17 protein-coding genes are annotated in these 16,606 nt (G+C 74.4%); 10 read left to right on the plus strand and 7 right to left on the minus strand.

What is annotated here, in order from left to right:
* Nucleotides 1–3: 3 nt before the first annotated feature.
* The 4 genes from H0H10_RS13170 to H0H10_RS13185 are packed head-to-tail and all read left to right on the plus strand — an operon-like array spanning nucleotide 4 to nucleotide 3,738.
* Nucleotides 4–711: a hypothetical protein gene (locus tag H0H10_RS13170; protein WP_188181110.1), complete on the plus strand. Its 708-nt coding sequence runs from the start codon at nucleotides 4–6 to the stop codon at nucleotides 709–711.
* Nucleotides 708–1,745 carry a DUF6895 family protein gene (locus H0H10_RS13175; RefSeq protein WP_188181111.1) on the plus strand — a complete coding sequence of 346 codons (1,038 nt, stop codon included), beginning with the start codon at nucleotides 708–710 and terminating at the stop codon, nucleotides 1,743–1,745. Before H0H10_RS13170 ends, H0H10_RS13175 begins: the two co-directional genes overlap by 4 nt.
* A complete protein-coding gene (locus H0H10_RS13180) occupies nucleotides 1,742–2,662 on the plus strand; it encodes a DUF6895 family protein (protein ID WP_188181112.1) in 921 nt (306 codons plus the stop codon). Before H0H10_RS13175 ends, H0H10_RS13180 begins: the two co-directional genes overlap by 4 nt.
* Nucleotides 2,659–3,738 (plus strand): serine hydrolase domain-containing protein, encoded by a 1,080-nt coding sequence (locus tag H0H10_RS13185; RefSeq protein WP_188181113.1) that lies wholly within the window; start codon nucleotides 2,659–2,661, stop codon nucleotides 3,736–3,738. The genes H0H10_RS13180 and H0H10_RS13185 overlap by 4 nt, the downstream gene beginning before the upstream one ends.
* Nucleotides 3,739–3,838: 100 nt before the next feature.
* Here H0H10_RS13185 and H0H10_RS13190 read toward each other — a convergent pair whose 3' ends face one another.
* On the minus strand, nucleotides 3,839–5,215 hold the full coding sequence (locus H0H10_RS13190; protein ID WP_188181114.1) for a trypsin-like serine protease: 1,377 nt from the start codon (nucleotides 5,213–5,215) through the stop codon (nucleotides 3,839–3,841).
* A gap of 117 nt (nucleotides 5,216–5,332) precedes the next feature.
* Nucleotides 5,333–6,997: an alkaline phosphatase D family protein gene (locus H0H10_RS13195; RefSeq protein WP_188181204.1), complete on the minus strand. Its 1,665-nt coding sequence runs from the start codon at nucleotides 6,995–6,997 to the stop codon at nucleotides 5,333–5,335.
* A 325-nt stretch (nucleotides 6,998–7,322) separates the two neighbouring features.
* Here H0H10_RS13195 and H0H10_RS13200 point away from each other — a divergent pair, with 325 nt between their 5' ends.
* Nucleotides 7,323–7,628, plus strand: coding sequence for a hypothetical protein (locus tag H0H10_RS13200; protein ID WP_188181115.1), 306 nt, complete (start codon nucleotides 7,323–7,325; stop codon nucleotides 7,626–7,628).
* Between the two features lie 45 nt (nucleotides 7,629–7,673).
* Here the strand turns inward: H0H10_RS13200 and H0H10_RS13205 are convergent, their stop codons facing one another.
* The gene (locus tag H0H10_RS13205; protein WP_223179821.1) at nucleotides 7,674–7,880 is read right to left on the minus strand and encodes a hypothetical protein; all 207 of its coding nucleotides are present in this window, start codon (nucleotides 7,878–7,880) and stop codon (nucleotides 7,674–7,676) included.
* A gap of 176 nt (nucleotides 7,881–8,056) precedes the next feature.
* Here H0H10_RS13205 and H0H10_RS13210 point away from each other — a divergent pair, with 176 nt between their 5' ends.
* Both H0H10_RS13210 and H0H10_RS13215 read left to right on the plus strand, forming a co-directional pair.
* The gene (locus H0H10_RS13210; protein WP_188181116.1) at nucleotides 8,057–9,034 is read left to right on the plus strand and encodes a threo-3-hydroxy-L-aspartate ammonia-lyase; all 978 of its coding nucleotides are present in this window, start codon (nucleotides 8,057–8,059) and stop codon (nucleotides 9,032–9,034) included.
* 140 nt (nucleotides 9,035–9,174) lie between these two features.
* Nucleotides 9,175–9,534: a cupin domain-containing protein gene (locus H0H10_RS13215; RefSeq protein ID WP_188181117.1), complete on the plus strand. Its 360-nt coding sequence runs from the start codon at nucleotides 9,175–9,177 to the stop codon at nucleotides 9,532–9,534.
* 51 nt (nucleotides 9,535–9,585) lie between these two features.
* On the opposite strand, the gene H0H10_RS13220 is transcribed toward H0H10_RS13215, so the two are convergent.
* The 4 genes from H0H10_RS13220 to H0H10_RS13235 all read right to left on the minus strand — a co-directional run bounded on the left by H0H10_RS13220 (nucleotide 9,586) and on the right by H0H10_RS13235 (nucleotide 14,071).
* Nucleotides 9,586–10,944: a VWA domain-containing protein gene (locus tag H0H10_RS13220; RefSeq protein ID WP_188181118.1), complete on the minus strand. Its 1,359-nt coding sequence runs from the start codon at nucleotides 10,942–10,944 to the stop codon at nucleotides 9,586–9,588.
* Nucleotides 10,941–11,798 (minus strand): AAA family ATPase, encoded by an 858-nt coding sequence (locus H0H10_RS13225; protein ID WP_188181119.1) that lies wholly within the window; start codon nucleotides 11,796–11,798, stop codon nucleotides 10,941–10,943. Before H0H10_RS13225 ends, H0H10_RS13220 begins: the two co-directional genes overlap by 4 nt.
* 167 nt (nucleotides 11,799–11,965) lie before the next feature.
* Nucleotides 11,966–13,276 carry an FtsX-like permease family protein gene (locus H0H10_RS13230; RefSeq protein ID WP_188181120.1) on the minus strand — a complete coding sequence of 437 codons (1,311 nt, stop codon included), beginning with the start codon at nucleotides 13,274–13,276 and terminating at the stop codon, nucleotides 11,966–11,968.
* 3 nt (nucleotides 13,277–13,279) lie between these two features.
* The gene (locus H0H10_RS13235; protein ID WP_373566835.1) at nucleotides 13,280–14,071 is read right to left on the minus strand and encodes an ABC transporter ATP-binding protein; all 792 of its coding nucleotides are present in this window, start codon (nucleotides 14,069–14,071) and stop codon (nucleotides 13,280–13,282) included.
* A gap of 240 nt (nucleotides 14,072–14,311) precedes the next feature.
* On the opposite strand from H0H10_RS13235, the gene H0H10_RS13240 reads away from it, so the two are divergent.
* Genes H0H10_RS13240 through H0H10_RS13250 form a run of 3 tightly spaced genes read left to right on the plus strand, consistent with a single transcriptional unit; the run spans nucleotide 14,312 to nucleotide 16,592 of the window.
* Nucleotides 14,312–14,992, plus strand: a complete 681-nt coding sequence (locus tag H0H10_RS13240; protein WP_188181122.1) for an ABC transporter permease — start codon at nucleotides 14,312–14,314, stop codon at nucleotides 14,990–14,992.
* Complete coding sequence (locus H0H10_RS13245) at nucleotides 14,989–15,660, plus strand: ABC transporter permease (RefSeq protein ID WP_188181123.1); 672 nt, start codon at nucleotides 14,989–14,991, stop codon at nucleotides 15,658–15,660. Before H0H10_RS13240 ends, H0H10_RS13245 begins: the two co-directional genes overlap by 4 nt.
* Entirely contained in the window at nucleotides 15,657–16,592 is a 936-nt protein-coding gene (locus H0H10_RS13250; protein ID WP_188181124.1) for an ABC transporter substrate-binding protein, read from the plus strand. The genes H0H10_RS13245 and H0H10_RS13250 overlap by 4 nt, the downstream gene beginning before the upstream one ends.
* The last annotated feature ends 14 nt before the right edge of the window (nucleotides 16,593–16,606 follow it).

The following is a 16,606-nucleotide window of genomic DNA, read 5'->3' on the forward strand; positions in this document are numbered from 1 at the left end:
AAAATGGAGCAGTCGAGCACGTCAGCCCTTCTGCAGGGCACGGTGCTGGACCTCGCTTCCGACGTGGTCTCCGCCCTTCGGGGCGGAGACCACGCGCGAGCGGGGGGCGCCCCGACGACGGACGGCGCGGGCGGGAACATCGCACGTGCCGCGGTACGCGTCCTGGGCGCCGATGCGCTGCTGCCCACCACCCTCCTGCGGGTTCCGCCCGACCCCGGGCGACTCGCCGTGTTCAGGGAGGCCGTGACGGCCCATCCGCCACGCGCCGACGCCGCCCCCACCGTCGTATGGAGCCACTGGGCCATGACCCGGGCCCTGCGACGGCTCGACGACCCCCTCCCCGGAGCGCCGGCCGGCGACGAGGGCACGGAACCCGGCGCCGGCTGGCTGGAGGACGCCGGATGGCAGTCGCTGACCCACCAGCTCGCCGTGCTCGCCCCCCTGGCGCTGCCCGGCGAGGAGTGCGCGGTGTCCCGCGTGGCCCGGAGCCGTCCGGTGGACGTCGCCCGGGGCTTCGTACGGGCGGTGCGCCGCAGGGACTGGCAGCAGGCGGCCGGAGCCGGGCGCTGGCTCACCCTCCTGGACGGCGTGCCCGACACCCTCGGCCTCGAAACGGGACTCGACTTCGTGCGCCTGATGGGCGGCAGCGACCCGCGCGTTGCCCTCCAGCTGGAGGCGGCGCGGCTGATGCCGGCCGGAGTACTCCTGTGACCGCGACGGTCGCGCGGCAGGCGCGGCGCGTCGAGGAGGCCGCACTGACCTGGCTGTCCGCCCACCGCGACCGCTTCGCGCTGGGGGACGACGCGCTGGCGGCCGACGGCCGGGTGAACGGCACCTGGAAACCGCTGGGCGAACTGGCCCAGGTCTGCGCGACCGTGTCCGGGCGCATCCCCCCGTCGGACCCGCTCCGGCCGTGCGTGTCCGGCCTGCTGGACTTCGCCTGGGAGCAGACCGGCCGGGGCGAGCTGTTCCTGCGGATGCAGGCGCTGGAGCCCTTCGCCACCTATCCGCTGGAGGTGTACGCCGCCTTCGCCTCGGCCGGGCTCCGGCACGCGGGCTACGAGGCGTCCGCCGCCGTGGTGGCCCGGACCCGCGGCTGGCGGCTGACCGAGCAGTGCCCCACCCGGCGGCTGGGCGTCATCGGGGCCGAGCGGCGCAGCGGCGTCCCGCCGCACGGACGGGTGTCACAGGCACTGCGGCGCACCTGGCTCGGCGGGCTGCCGGAGCCCTGGACCTTCGAGCGCGCGGCCGGCTACGCGCTCACCCACGTCGTCTTCCACCTGACCGACTGGGGACGCACGGCCCGAGGGGTGCCACCGGACCTGGCGGCCTATCTGCTCCACTGGCTGCCACCCTGGCTCGACACCTGCCTGGAGGCCCGGATGTGGGACCTGAGCTGCGAGCTGCTGGCGGTGGCGGCGAGCCTGCCGACCGCCCCCGACGCGGCCGTCCTTCAGGACGCCTGGCACCGCCTCGCGGCGGCGCAGCACACCTCGGGCGCGATCCCGGAGGAGGGCGCCGTGCACGACGCGGCGCACCGACCGGGGCCCGAACCGGGCCCCGAACCCTACGACTTCACCGACTGCTACCACTCCACCCTGATGGCGGTGTACGCGGCGGCGCTGACCACGGCACCGCCCCTCGAAGCGGACCGGGGCACCGAACGGCCTGTGCCGGCACTGGTGTGGACGCCGTCGGCCGGCCACCACCACGAGCGGCGCAGCGGACAAGGAGTGCCGGGATGACGGACACCCGCCTGATCCACCATGTCGGGGTCGCCGCCATGGAGTGGCTGTGGGCCCACCGCGACGGATTCCGGCTGGAGACCGACGTGGACCCCGAAGTGGGCTTCCTGGAACGCTTCAAGCCGGTCGGCGAACTCGCCCTCATCTGCGCGGTGCTGTTCCGCGAGGGCGTCGCCGGGTCGCGCCAGGCGCAGCTGGCCCGGCAACTGCTCGACCACGCCTGGCGCGACACCCTGGACGGTGGCCGGATGCTGGTGCGCGGGCAGCGGATCGAACCGTTCTCGCCCATCCCGTTCGAGGTGTACCTGCCGTTCAAGGAGCTGGGCTACAGCCAGCCCGAGGTGGAGCGGGCCACCGTCCTGAACCACCGGCTGGACAGCTGGGTGACGTTCGGGGTGACGCCGACCCGGCGACTGGGACTGTCCGCGTTCCAGCGCCGCTTCGGCCTGCCCGCCCGTCCGCCCGAGGCCGATCTGGTGGGTACCACCTGGCTGGCCGGCACCCCCGAGCCGTGGACGGTCGAGGGACACACCGCCTACGACATCACCCACACCGTGTTCCACCTCACCGACTGGGGCGAGGACCCCGACGCCCTGCCGCCCCGCATCGCGGACTACCTCGCCACCTGGCTGCCGGTCTGGCTCGACGACTGGCTGGACCTGGAGCGCTGGGACCTGCTCGGCGAACTCCTCGTCGTCGACGCCTGCCTGCCCCGCCCCACCCTGGACGAGCGGGCCTGGCAGGGCTTCGCCGCCGCGCAGCAGCCCGACGGTGCCATGCCCGCCGTACGGACGATGCCCGAGGGAGACCCTGACACGGTGTTCGACATGGTCTACCACCCGACCCTGGTCGCCGCCTTCGCCTCCGTGCTGGCCACCTCCCGGGCCTTCACACAGCTCGCGCGGACCGCGTCGTGACGCCCCGCGCCACGCCCTGGCCGGGCGCCCCCGAGGACGCGGAGGCCGCCCCGCCGGCCGCCGGACCACCCGACGAGGGGCCGCTGCGCGAGCGGCTGTCCGCCGCCGTCGACGCCGCCGACGCACCGGACGTCGTCTTCGCCGTCTCCCGGCACGGCCGGCGCACCCTGCACTGCGGCGGCACCGCACCGCCCCCGGACGTACCCCGCGAGGACCTGCGCTACGAGATCGGGTCCGCCTCCAAGGCGTTCACCGGACTGCTGCTGGCCCGGCTCATCGGGCGCGGCGAACTGACCGGGGGAGAACCGGCCGCCACCTGCCTCGACCCGGGCCGGCCGCCCGGCACCCACCCCGTGACGCTCGCCCACCTCATCACGCACACCTCCGGACTGCCCGCCCTGCCGGCCGACTTCCTGGTCCGCGCCCTGCCCGCCTGGCGGACCAACCCCTACGCCCGCTACCCGGCCGCCCGGGTGACCGACGCCTTTCTGCGGCACCGCCCCGGGCGCCGGCCCGGCACGCGGTGGCACTACTCGAACTTCGGCGTCTCCGTGCTCGGGCACGCCCTCGCCGCGGCCACCGGCACGGCGTGGGAGGACCTGCTGACCGCGCACGTCCTGCGCCCGCTCGGCCTGAGCGGCACGGCCCTGCGGGCGGAGGACGTCAAGACCGACGCCGTCGGGCACCGCAAGGACGGCCGCACCCCCGTCCCGGCCTTCGACGCCGGGGGGTTCGAGGCGGCCGGGGCCCTGAGGGCCACCCCGCACGACCTGCTCACCTTCCTCGAAGCCCATCTGGACCCGTCCGGCTCACCGCTGGCCGGTGCGCTGCGGGCCGCGCGGGTGCCGGTGCTGCGGCGGGGCATGGGGCACCGGCACGAGCACACCGTGGCGTGGTTCCGGCACCCCACCGACGGCGGGCCGATGTACTTCCACGGCGGGGCCACCCTCGGCCAGCAGGCGTTCCTGGGCTTCCGGCCCGACACCGGCACGGCCCTGGCCGCCCTGTGCACCCGCCGGTTCCGTGCCCGCGACCCCTTCGTGGCCGCCGCCTACGCGTTCCTCGCGGAGGCATAGGCGGCCCTTCCGACGCTTCCGGCCCTTCCCGCGCCGACACGGCGACCGGCGCGAGGACGGTGCCCCTCGCGCCGGACGCCGCGTGCCTGTTCAGCGGCCGTCACACACGCTGCCACAGCGCCGGCGTGCCGTCGGGCGACCAGGCACCCTGCGCCTGGTGGTTCTGCAGGCACCGGTAGCGCACGCCGGCGTGGGTGACGGTGGTGCCGGCCGTGTAGACGCGGCCGGCCGTCCACGCGTCCGCCGCGCCGTCCTGCGGGGCGGGCGTCTGGGTCTCGGCGGTGCCGGTCGTCCTCAGGGTGAGGCCGAAGTCGCGGAGCAGCGGATTGATCGGCTGGTAGAACGTCGTCCCGCCCCTCGTGCAGTTGCCGGAGCCGCCGGAGGTGACGCCCTGCGCCTGGGCGCCCGCGGCGAACGGTCCCCCGGAGTCGCCCGGCTCGGCGCACACCGTGGTCTCCGTCAGTCCGTCGATGGTGCCCTCGGGGTAGGTGACGCTCGTGTCGTGCTGCCGGATCGTGCCGCAGTGCCATCCGGTGGTGGAGCCGGAGCGGCACACCGACGCCCCGACGAGTGCCTCCACCGAGCCGGCCATCTGGATCCGCTGGCCGTCCTGGGCCTTGATGTCCGGGGTGGCGGTCCAGTCGGCGTTGACCCCCACCCAGGCCATGTCCTTGCCGGGGAACGTGGACGCCTGGAAGGTGCCCTGGGGGGCCCGGTTGTAGCCGGTCGTCGTGTCGCCGGGGTCTCCGCAGTGCCCGGCCGTGGCGAAGCCCTGCTGTGCGCCCTTGGTGACGGAGAAGCCGACGGAGCAGCGGGCCTCGTCCTCGATGTAGTAGGCGTCGCCGCCGACGACGTCCGCCAGCAGCCGCGGCCGGTCCGCGGACACCTGGACGCCCACGTCCTGCCCCGCGACCCCGGCCGCCTGGACGAAGGAGGCCGCCGCGGATTCGCTGACGGCCCGGACCACGACCCGGTTCGCCGGCACGTCGACGTACCAGACCGGTGTGTCCGAGGTCTTCACACGCGCGGCGGCGGCGTCCAGCCTGGCCTTGACGGCACCGAGGTCGCCCAGGGACTTCTTCACGACGGCCGCCCTGGCGCCCTGGGCCTCGATGGCGGCCACGTCCGCGGCGTCGGTGGTGGCGACGGTCAGGTCGGCCGAGGTCGCGCCGCTCACCCAGGCCCCGGCGAAGCGCTCGCCCAGGGCGTTGCGCAGGCGTCCCGCGCGGGTGCCGGCCTCCGCCTCGTTGACCAGCCGGCCGGCCGCCTGGTCCGGCGTCAGCTTCAGGTCGCGCTCCAGCGCGTGCAGCAGGCCCGCCGGCGGCCTGTCGGCGCCGAGCGTCTGCGCGGCGCCGGGGGACGCGCCCGGTGAGGGCGGCGGCGCGGCCGACGCGGCCGAGGGGAGTGCGGTCAGGACGAGGGCGCCGAGCGCGGCCAGTGCGGCTCGGCGGCTGCCCGCGGCGTGTCTGCCGACCATGGTGATGTGCCTCCTTGGAAGGGGTGGGGAAGGGGTGGGGGCGTGGTGGAACGGTGCGAAGGGGTGTGAGGGGACCGGCGGACGGGGCGAGGCGCGGCACCGGTACCGGCGCCGTGCTCAGGCGGGCTTCAGCCCCGGGGCGCCCGCCTCCGTGACGAAGGACGCGGCGGTGGTGACGGGGGCGCCGGGTGTGGTGACGGCGGAGACGGTCCTGAAGTCGAACCGGGCCGCCTGGCGGCCCAGTTCGACGCGGACGTAGCCGCGCTTGCCGTTGTAGAACTTCATGTGGGGGTTGGCCCGCATGTAGGTGTCCCAGTTGGCGGGCTTCTCCTGCCCGTCCCGCCCGCTGGCGACGGAGCTGCAGGTGATCTCCGTGCCGAGGGTGGCGGACTGCGGGTCGTCGAAATCGTCCTTGATGTCGAAGGCGTACCCCACGTGCACGTCCCCGGTGAGGACCAGCCAGTTGTCGACCCCGGCCGCCTTCGCCCCGGCGACGATCCGGTCGCGCGAGGCCGGATAGCCGTCCCAGGCGTCCATGGAGACCGCGGCCTCGGCGGTCAGGTCGAACCTGCGCCGGGAGAAGCAGACCTGCTGGGGCATCACGTTCCACAGCGCGGTCGAGCTCTGCCAGCCGTCGATGAGCCACTCCTCCTGGGCGGCGCCGGTGAGGGTGCGCGCCGGGTCCTCGGACTCGGGCCCCGGGGCGTGCGGCCGGTCGTCGTAGGCCTGGTCCGACCGGTACTGGCGGGTGTCCAGGATGTCGAACTGGGCGAGCGTGCCCCAGTGGAGCCGGCGGTACAGCTGCGCGTCGGGTCCCTGGGGCAACTGGGCGGCGCGCAGCGGCTGGTTCTCCCAGTAGGCCCGGTAGGCGGCGGCCCGCCGCACCAGGAACTCCTCCGGCGGGACGTCGTTCTCGGGGATGCCGGCGGCGTAGTTGTTCTCGGTCTCGTGGTCGTCCCAGGTGACGACGAACGGGTGGGCGGCGTGCGCGGCCCGGAGGTCCTCGTCGCTCTTGTAGAGCGCGTAGCGCATCCGGTAGTCGGCGAGGGTCATCGTCTCGCGGTTGAACACGTCGGGCAGGGTGATGCCGGTGTACCGGCGCTCTCCGCCCGCCGCGTTGACCGCGTACTCGTACAGGTAGTCGCCGAGGTGGAAGACCACGTCGACGTCGTCCTCGGCGAGGTGGCGGTGGACCGTGTAGTACCCGTCCTGGTACGCCTGGCAGGCGACGGCGGCCAGTTTGAGGGACGAGGCGTCGGCGCCCGCCGCGGGGGCGGTGCGGGTGCGGCCCCTGGGGCTGAACCAGCTGCCGGTCCGGAAGCGGTAGTAGTACACCGTGCCCGGCGCCAGTCCCCGGACGTCGACGTGCACGCTGTGGGCGTACTCGGGATGGGCCAGGGCGGTGCCCCGCTGCACCACGACGGCGAAGTACTCGTCCAGGGCCACCTCCCACTGGACCGACACCCGCTCCTGGGCCAGCCCGCCGTCCACCGCGAACGGCTCCGGCGCCAGCCGCGTCCACAGCACGACCGAGTCCGGCAGCGGGTCCCCGGAGGCGACGCCGAGCGTGAACGGGTCGCTGCTGATGCGGGCGCCGCCGAGTTCGCGTGCGGCGGCGGCACCGCGGGCCGGCAGGTTGGTGGTGAAGGCGAGTGCGGCGGCGGCCGCCGTGACGGTGAGGAAACGCCGGCGGCGCAGGTGCCGGCCGGCGGCGCCCAGCACGGCGTCGTGCGGGGAGAAGGCGTGCTCGGCCAGAGCACGGTGACGGCCCGTGGGCGCCATCTGGAGTCCTCTCGTACGGGCGGGCGTGGCCATGGGCGAACGGCACGGGGAGTGGGGTGGGCCCCCGGGCGGTCGCCCCGCGCAGGCCGGCACGGGGTCTTCGCTGGTCGCGAGCAGGCATGCGCAGTCCACGCGGGGCCCCGTCGCGCGGTGACGCCGACCCGCGAAACGCGGACCATGCATGCTAAGCAGACAAAACGCGCCAAATCCGAAGGGCTTGCGGAGTGATCACACAGGAGGCGGTACGCGGAGTGTGCGGACCGTCCGCAGGGGCACCCGGGGGAGGCCGGACCACGGACGCGGAGAGAAGGGCGGCGCGGAGCCCATGGCCAGGACACGGCGCTACGACGTGGCCGCCTCCGGCGGCTGGTGGGACGAGGAGGACAACCGCCGGCTGCCGGCCGGTGAGGTGCACGCCTGGGAGCAGGGCACGAACCAGACCGTGTGCGGTCTGTCCCTCCACCGGTCGCGGCTGACCCGCTTCCCCGGCGTCACCTGGGCGGACGTCCTGCCCGAGTCAGGGGGCGCCGCCGACGCCGTCCGCCGGGTCTGCCCGCGTTGCGCCGCCGCGGCCGGCCGGCGCGGCACGGACGCCCGCCCGGCCTGGCGACGCACCAACCCCCGGCCGTAGGGCGCGGCCCTGCGCGGGCAGGGGCCCGCGGCTGACGCGGTCCGGTCATGCGTCCTCCTGTTCCTCTCCCCGGTCACCGGGTCGTGCTCGTGCCGCCGCCGGTCGCTTGTGCGCGTCCAGGGCCGCCGTGACCAGCGCGAGTACGTCGTCCCGTCCGAGCCAGGCCGACCGGGCCCGTGCCACCCACTCGGCGAGTCCGGCGCGCAGGGGCGAGCCGTCCTCCGTGCCGGGCCGCACCGGCGACCGCGTCACGAAGAGGCCGCGCCGCGCCGCGACCGGACCGGGCCGGCCTGCTCCAGGGCGCGACAGGCCCGGAACACGGTGTTGGGAGCATGGATGTCGAACACCCGGTCCCGAGGCACCCTGGTGACGTCCTTCCAGGCCCGCCCCGCCGCCGGCACGGCACCCGACTCCGCTGGAGGAAACGCGTGACGACCACCACCCCGCCGGTCACCCTCGACGACGTCCGCGACGCCGCCGCCCGCCTCGACGGCGTCGCGCACCGCACGCCGGTCCTGCGCTCGCGCACCCTCGACGCGCTCGTCGGCGCCGAGGTCTTCCTCAAGTGCGAGAACTTCCAGCGGGTGGGCGCCTTCAAGTTCCGCGGCGCCTACAACGCCGCCTCCCGCCTCACGCCAGAGCAGCGCGCCCGGGGCATCGCCGCCTACTCCTCCGGCAACCACGCCCAGGCCGTGGCCCTCGCGGCCCGGGAACTCGGCACGACCGCGGTGATCGTCATGCCCGAGGACGCGCCCCCCTCCAAGCGGGAGGCCACGGCCGCCTACGGCGCAGAGATCGTCACCTACGACCGCTACGGCGGCGACCGCGTCGCCATCGCCGAGGCCCTGGCCGCCGAACGGGGACTGAGCCTGATCCCGCCCTACGAGCACCCCCACGTCATCGCCGGTCAGGGCACCGCCGCCCTCGAACTCCTCGAAGAGACGGGGGAGCTCGACGCCCTGGTGGCACCGGTCGGCGGCGGCGGTCTGATCGCCGGCAGCGCCACCGCGGCCAAGGCCCTGCACCCCGGGATCCGGGTGCTCGGCGTCGAACCGGAGGCCGGAGACGACACCAAGCGCTCCCTGGAAGCGGGGCGGCGGGTCACCGTCCCGGTCCCGCGCACCATCGCCGACGGCCAGGCCCTGCACACCCCCGGAGAGCTGACCTTCTCCCTCAACCGGCGGCTGCTCGACGGGATCGTGCTGGTCTCCGACGACGAGATCCGGGACGCGATGCGGTTCGCCTTCGAGCGGCTGAAGATCGTCGTCGAGCCCAGCGGCGCCACCCCGCTGGCCGCCCTGCTCACCGGCCGCGCCGGCCGCCTGCCCCGCCGGGTCGGAGTGATCGTCTCCGGCGGCAACGTGGACGCCGGCCGCTTCGCCCGGCTCTGCGGCACCGCCCGCTGACGCCTTGGATGGCGACGCCCACGTGACGGGCGGACGATGGAGTGGTGGGGCCGGCGCGTCCTGGCCGCGCGTGGGGGACACCTCGGCAGACGGAGACCGGCCCCGGCCGCATGCCGACGCGGCCGGAAAGGAGAAGCGTCATGCTTGAGGTCAAGACGCTCGACAAGCCTGACGAGCGGCGCGATTTCCCCCGCGGTCACCTCGAAGCCGTACACCTCCAGGGGCTCGACTTCGCCGTGGCGACCTTCGAACCGGGCTGGCGCTGGTCGGAGTCCGTGGCGCCCATCGCGGGCACCGAGAGCTGCCAGATCCACCACAACGGTTACATCGCCCGGGGCCGCATGCGCATCCGGATGGACGACGGAGCCGAGAGCGAGGTGGGCCCCGGCGACGTCTTCGTCTGCTCGCCCGGGCACGACGCCTGGGTCGTCAGCGACGAGCAGTGCGTGGTCTACGACTTCGCGGGACCCATGGCCCAGACGTACGCGAAGACCGAGTAGTCCCTGTCGTCCGGCTCGGGTCGCAGGGAAGTGACGGTGCCGGCCGGCCGGTCACACCGGGAGGAGCCGGCTCACCAGGGCGCCGAGCTGGCGGGCGTTGCGGCACTCGTGCATCTCGACCAGCTCGGCGTACGCGGGCGCCGCGGAGTCGCCCGTGCCCCAGCGGGAGCGCTGCTCGGGGTTCAGCCAGTACATCCGGCGGGCCCTGTCGGCGATCCGCCGCACGGCCGCGAGGTTCGGGTCGCTCATGTTCGTACGGGCGTCCCCGAGCACGAACACGGTCGTGCGCGGGCCGACCGCGTCGCCGTACCGCTCCGCGAACTCGCCCAGTGCGACCCCGTAGTCGCTGCTGCCGTGCCAGCCCGTGAGCGTCGCCTCCGCGCGGATGCGGGCACCGAGGCCCTCGGCATCGGCGGCGCCCTGCACGAGCAGCCCGGTCACCTCGTCGATCCGGTTGACGAAGGCGAACACCCGCACCTTGCCGAACTGGTCGTGCAGCGCCTGCACCAGCAGCATCGTGAAGTCCGAGAACCCCGACACCGAGCCCGACACGTCGCACAGCAGCACCAGCTCCGGCCGGACGGGACGGCGCCGGCGCAGCACGGGTTTCATCGGCACCCCGCCCGTGGACAGCGATCCGCGCAGGGTGCGCCGCAGGTCGATGCTGCCGCGGGAGGCGCGGCGCCGGCGTGCCGCGAGGCGCGTGGCGAGCTTGCGGGCGAGCGGCGCCACGCTCCTGCGCAGCTCGGCCAGCCGGTCCTTGTCGGCGAGCAGGAAGTCGACGCGGTCGGCCGTCGGCGCCACCGCCCGCCGGGCGATCTCGTCCCGTCCGCGTCGCTCGGCGACCCGGCGCCGCGCCTCCGCCGCCACCATCCGGCGGAAGCCCTCGATACGCCGCCGGATCTCGTCCTCCAGCAGCCGGTCGGCGAAGCCCGCGCCCCCGCCCCGGGCCCGGACCTCGTCGCGGACCCGGGCGAGCAGCGTCTGCGGGCGGAGCCGGTCGAGTGCCTGGTGCGACGACCAGCCGTCCGAGCCGGGGGAGGAGCCGTACCCGCCGAAGCCGTCGACCGCCGCCACCGCCAGCCGCTCCATCAGCGCCCGGTCGTCGTCGGCGAGCGCGGCGGCGAGCCGGTCCCGCAGCTCCTCGCGGCCGGCGGACGCCGACCCGGGCCCGGGGTCCCCGACCGCGCGCGGGAAGTACAGGTCGAAGACCGGGTCGAACACCTGCCGCTGGCCCGCGGTGTGCAGCAGCGTCGCCGCCAGCCCCTCCCGCAGCCGCTCCCGGTCGGCCAGCCCGAGCGCCTCGACCGCCTGAGCTGCGTCCACCGTCTCACCCGTGCCGATCCGGATGCCGTGCGCCCGCAGCGCCGCGACCAGCGAGGTCAGCCGCTCGGCGACGCCGGTGGTCACAGGGCGTCCAGGTCGAGCTTGGCGGCCGCCTTCAGCACGTCGTCCTGGTGCTTGAGGACCACACCGAGACTGTCCCGTACGACGGTCTCGTCGAGGCGGCCGGCACCGAGCGCCAGCAGCGTGCGGGCCCAGTCGATGGTCTCGGCGACCGACGGCACCTTCCGCAGGTCCATGGCCCGCAGCGCGCCCACCACCCGCACCAGCGAGGCGGCGAGGGCCTCGTCGAGGCCGGGCACCTTCAGCCGCACGATCCGCCGCTCCAGCTCCTCCTCGGGGAAGCCGATGTGCAGGAACAGACAGCGGCGGCGCAGTGCCGCCGACAGCTCACGCGTCGCGTTGGAGGTGAGCACGACGAACGGGCGCCGGGTCGCGGTGATCGTACCGAGCTCGGGAACCGTCACCTGGAAGTCGCTGAGCACTTCGAGGAGCAGGCCCTCGACCTCGACGTCCGCCTTGTCGGTCTCGTCGATCAGCAGCACCTTGGGGTCGTCGCCGCGGATCGCGGTCAGCAGCGGGCGGGTGAGCAGGAACTCCTCGCTGAAGATGTCCGTCCGGGTCTCGTCCCAGCTCTCGTCGCGGCCCGCGCTGATCCGCAGGAGCTGCTTGGCGTGGTTCCACTCGTACAGCGCGCGGGACTCGTCGACCCCCTCGTAGCACTGGAGCCGCACCAACGTGGCGTCCGTGACGCGGGCCACGGCCTTCGCGAGCTCCGTCTTGCCGACCCCGGCGGGTCCCTCCACCAGCAGCGGCTTGCCGAGGCGGTCGGCGAGGAAGACGGTCGTGGCGACCGCGGGCGACGCCAGATAGCCGGTCTCGGCCAGACGGGCGGAGACGTCGTCGACGGAAGTGAACACCGGGGCCTCCAGCTCGGGACGGTAACCGAGCCCTATCTAAGCGCTTGTTCACCGCAGCTGTCACGTGAACGGCGACGCGCGGGGCGGCCGCCGACGACGGAACGGAGGCATCCCCCGACGGCTGAGCGGGGGCGCCCGTCGGCACGGACGCCCCCGCTCAGCCGTGCTCACGCGGCGAGCGTCACCGCGCCGACCGCCGGAGTGCGCAGCACCTGCCGGGCCGTCGCCAGGCTCGTGCCCAGCGTCGCCGCCGCCGCGATCGACGCCATCGCCACCCAGACACCGAAGAACTGGTCCGGCAGCACACCGTCGGTCCGCACGACCGTGAACGGCACCACGCCCGCCAGCGCGGCCACCGTGCCGAAGAGCACCCCCGTGACCGTCAGGATCAGGCCCTCGGCCCCCACCACGCCGAGCACCTGCCCCGGCGTCGCCCCCGCCAGGCGCTGCTGCCCGAACTCGCGGGAGCGGTACGTCGTCGCCGCGTACAGCGAGTTGACCAGCATGACGCAGACGAAGACCGCGATGATGCCGACGACCGTGAGGTTGAGCGTCTCCAGGTTCTTGGCGTCGACCGACTTCACCAGCCCCGAGGCCGCGACCGCGTCGTTCTCCACCGCCTGCATGGTCAGCGTCGCCGTGGACACCGCGGTGAACATGATCAGCGACATCAGGATGCCGGCGAGGTGACCGGCCCGCTCGCGCAGGTTGCGCACGGCCAGCCAGCCGCTCGCGCCGCTCAGCGGCAGCCCGCTGAGCACACCGGACAGCAGCCGCGGAGCCATCAGCGCGAAGCCGACCGACAGCAGGATCGCCCCGTAGGCGGGCGGCGCCATCAGCACCTCGTCCGTGGCGGAGAGGGCGAACGTCGAGCAGGCCCCCACGGCACCCGTGCCCAGCGCGGCCCAGGCGAGCAGCCGCCGTGCGCCGGACCGCTGCCGGCTCTTCCGTGTCACCCGCCGCACGGCCAGGAACGCCGCGCCCGCCGCCGCGAGCAGCGTGATGTCCACCCCGCTGATCAGCGCGACCGGACCGAAGGAGTGGTCGACCGAGCGTGCGACCTGGCCGCTGTCCTGGAACATCCCGAGCAGCGCCCGCCCGCCGAGCACGGCCGGGCCGACGGCCAGCGCCGCGCCCGCCAGGGCCACGGCCACCGCCTCACCCACGACCATCCGCTTGATCTGCGCCGGGGTGGCCCCCGAGCAGCGCAGCAGCTCCAACTCGGCGGCGCGCTGGCGCACGTTGACCGTCAGCGTCGAGGCCACCGCGAAGAACACCAGCAGGGTGCCGTAGCCGCCCACGACCCCCGCCGCGGTGCCCAGGGTCTCCGAGCTGACCGGGTCCACGCCGTCCTGCGCGGCCGTGTCGTGCATCGAGTTGAACGTCATGACGATCGCCGCGCCCAGGAAGGCGGACAGCAGCGTCGCGAGGAACCGTCCGGGCCGGTGCCGGATCGACCGCATGGCCAGTACGAACATCCCTCACACCCCCGCCGTCACGTCGTCGCCCAGGTGCGCGAGCCGCTCGGCGACCGCGTCCGGGGTCGGCGCGTCCAGCCGTCCGGCCAGCCGCCCGTCGGCGAGGAAGAGCACCGACTCGGCGTACGAGGCGGCGACCGGGTCGTGCGTCACCATCACCACGGTCCGGCCGTGGACCCGCACCGCCTCCTGCAGCAGCCGCATCACCTGCCGCGCGCTGCGGGTGTCCAGGGCGCCCGTCGGCTCGTCCGCGAAGATCACCCGCGGCTCGGTGACCAGGGCGCGGGCGATCGCCACCCGCTGCCGCTGGCCGCCGGACAGCTCGCCGGGGAAGTGGCCGAGCCGGTCGCCGAGGCCGACCGCGGTCAGGATCTCCCGGGCCCGCCGCTTGTCGACGCGCCGGCCCGCGAGCTTCAGCGGCAGCACCGTGTTCTGCGCGACCGTCAGCGTCTCCAGCAGGTTGTACTGCTGGAACACGAACCCGACCCGGCCGCGCCGGAACTTCGTCAGCTCCGCCTCGGTGCCGCCCGTGAGCTCCGTGCCGTCCACGTAGACGATGCCGCTGTCCGGCCGGTCCAGTCCCGCGGCGCACTGCAGCAACGTCGACTTGCCCGAGCCCGACGGTCCCATCACCGCGGTGAACGTGCCGCGCCCCAGGCCCAGTGTCACCCCGTCCAGCGCGGTCACGGCGCTGTCGGCGGTGCCGTAGGTCCTGGAGACCTTGACCAGCCGCAGTGCCTCGGGGGCGGGGCCCGTGTCGTGGTCGCCTCGTGCCCGCGTGCGAAACATCGTCATCACCTTCCGTGCGGCACGCCCTGTGCGGTGCCTCGTCCACGACGCTACGGAGCCGGCGGCCGGACCACACGGGGCGCAGAACCCGTATCGCGGGGTGTACTCAGTGACACCTCCGGCCGGACAGCGCCACGACGCCGCCCACCGCGGTCCTCGGGACCGGTCCGGCACCACCGCGCCCACCGGGCCCCGTACGGGCCACCACAACGCGCCCGGCCGCACACCGCCCGGTGCAATGGTGGGATGACCGCGCCTCCGGACGACTGCCTCGCGCGCAACGAGTGGATCTGCGGCGAGTATCTGAGCACGCGCCGCGAGATCCTCCTCGACGCGGTGGTCCAGCACCTCGAGCTGACCGCCGCGTCCGTGCTCATCGGGCTCGTCGTCGCCGTGCCGCTCGCCGTGCTGGCGCGCCGCCGCCGCTGGGCCGCCGGGCCGGTGCTCGCCGTGACCACGATCCTCTACACGATCCCGTCCCTGGCCATGTTCTCGCTGCTGCTGCCCCTGTACGGGCTGTCGGGCAGTCTCGTCGTCGCCGGGCTGGTCCTGTACTCCCTGACCCTGCTCGTGCGCAACATCCTCGCCGGTCTGCGCGCGGTGCCCGAGGAGACCCGGCAGGCCGCGCTCGGCATGGGGTACGGCCCCGTCCGGCTCCTGCTCGCCGTCGAACTGCCGCTGGCCCTGCCCGCCGCGATGGCCGGACTGCGCATCGCGACCGTCTCCGCGGTCTCCCTGGTCACGGTGGGCGCGATCGTCGGGTTCGGCGGCCTCGGCAACCTCATCTACTCCGGGATGAACACCTACTTCAAGGCCCAGGTGCTGACCGCGTCGGTGCTCTGCGTGGTCATCGCCGTCGCCGCCGACCTGCTCCTCCTGGGCGCGCAGCGGCTGATGACGCCGTGGACCAGGGCGGCCCGCGCATGAACACGCTGACCGCCGCCTGGGACTGGCTCACCGACCCGGCGCACTGGCCGGGCGAGAACGGCATCGCGCGCCGGCTCCTGCAGCACCTGGTCCTCACCGCCGTCTGCCTGGTCGTCAGCTGTCTGATCGCCCTGCCGGTCGCCCTGGTCCTCGGCCATCTCGGCAAGGGCGGGGCGCTGGCCGTCAACATCTCCAACGTCGGCCGGGCCGTCCCCACCTTCGCCGTCCTGGTCCTGCTGCTCCTCACCCCCGTGGGCCGCTGGAGCGAGGGGCCCACCGTGGTGGCGCTGGTGCTGTTCGCCGTACCGCCGCTGCTCACCAACGCCTACGTGGGCATGCGCGAGGTCGACCGGGGCGTGGTGCAGGCGGCACGCGGCATGGGGATGACGGGGCGCCAGCTGATGTTTCACGTGGAACTGCCCCTTTCGCTCCCGATGGTGCTGAACGGGGTGCGCATCGCCGCCGTCCAGCTCGTCGCGACCGCCACCATCGCCGCCCTCGCGGGCGGGGGAGGACTCGGCCGGATCATCACCGCGGGCTTCAACCTCGCCAGCACACCGCAGGTGGTGGCCGGCGCGGTGCTCGTCGCCGCGTTCGCGCTGGTCGTCGAGGCCCTGTTCGAAGTCGTGGAACGGCTGGCGCCCCGCTGGGCGAGGGGCGCGCGATGAGACGGGCCCCGGCCCTCGCCGCCCTGCTGCTGCTCACCGGCTGTGTCACCGGACCCTCCCTGGAGAACCGCGGGAAGGTCACCGAGCCGCCCGGCGACAGCCACCGGCTGACCGTCGGCTCCGCCGGCTTCACCGAGAGCGACCTGCTCGCCCAGATGTACGCCCTGCTGCTGGACGACGCCGGATACGAGACCTCACTGCTCACGGTCGCCAACCGCGAGCTGTACGAACCCGCCCTGGAGTCCGGCCAGATCGACGTCGTCCCCGAGTACGCGGCCACCTTCGCCGACTGGCTGAACGCCCGGACCCACGGCGCCGACGCCCCGCCCGTCGGCTCGCCCGACCTCGGCGCCACCATGGACGCCCTGCGCCGGCTGGCCGCACCCCATGGGCTCACGGTCCTGGACCCCGGCCGGGCCGTCGACCAGAACGCCTTCGCCGTGAGCGCCTCCTACGCCCGGCGGCACGGACTGAGGACCCTCAGCGACCTCGGCGCCTCGGGACTGCGGGTGCGGCTCGCGGCCGGCGACGAGTGCGTGCGGCGGCCGTACTGCGCACCCGGCCTGCGCAAGACCTACGGCATCGACATCACGGCGGTGGACCCCAAGGGCGTCGGCACGACCCAGGCGAAACGCGCGGTGCAGAACGGCGAGGACCAGATGGTGCTGACCACCACCACGGACGCCACCCTCGACGCCTTCGGCCTGGTGCTCCTCGCCGACGACAGACACCTGCAGAACGCCGACAACGTCGTCCCGGTCGTCAACCGGGCCCAGGCCGGCGGGAAGGGGGTCGCCAAGGCACTCGGCAGACTGGGCGCGGTGCTGACCACGGCCGACCTGGCGGCCATGAACCGGCAGGTGGACAGCTGGCGCCGGCTGGCCGAGGACGTGGCCCGGTCGTACCTGGAGGACAAGGGCCTGCTGAAGTGAGGGCACGGCCCGGC

The organism is Streptomyces griseicoloratus, assembly GCF_014534645.1.
GTDB classification, from domain to species: Bacteria; Actinomycetota; Actinomycetes; order Streptomycetales; family Streptomycetaceae; genus Streptomyces; species Streptomyces griseicoloratus.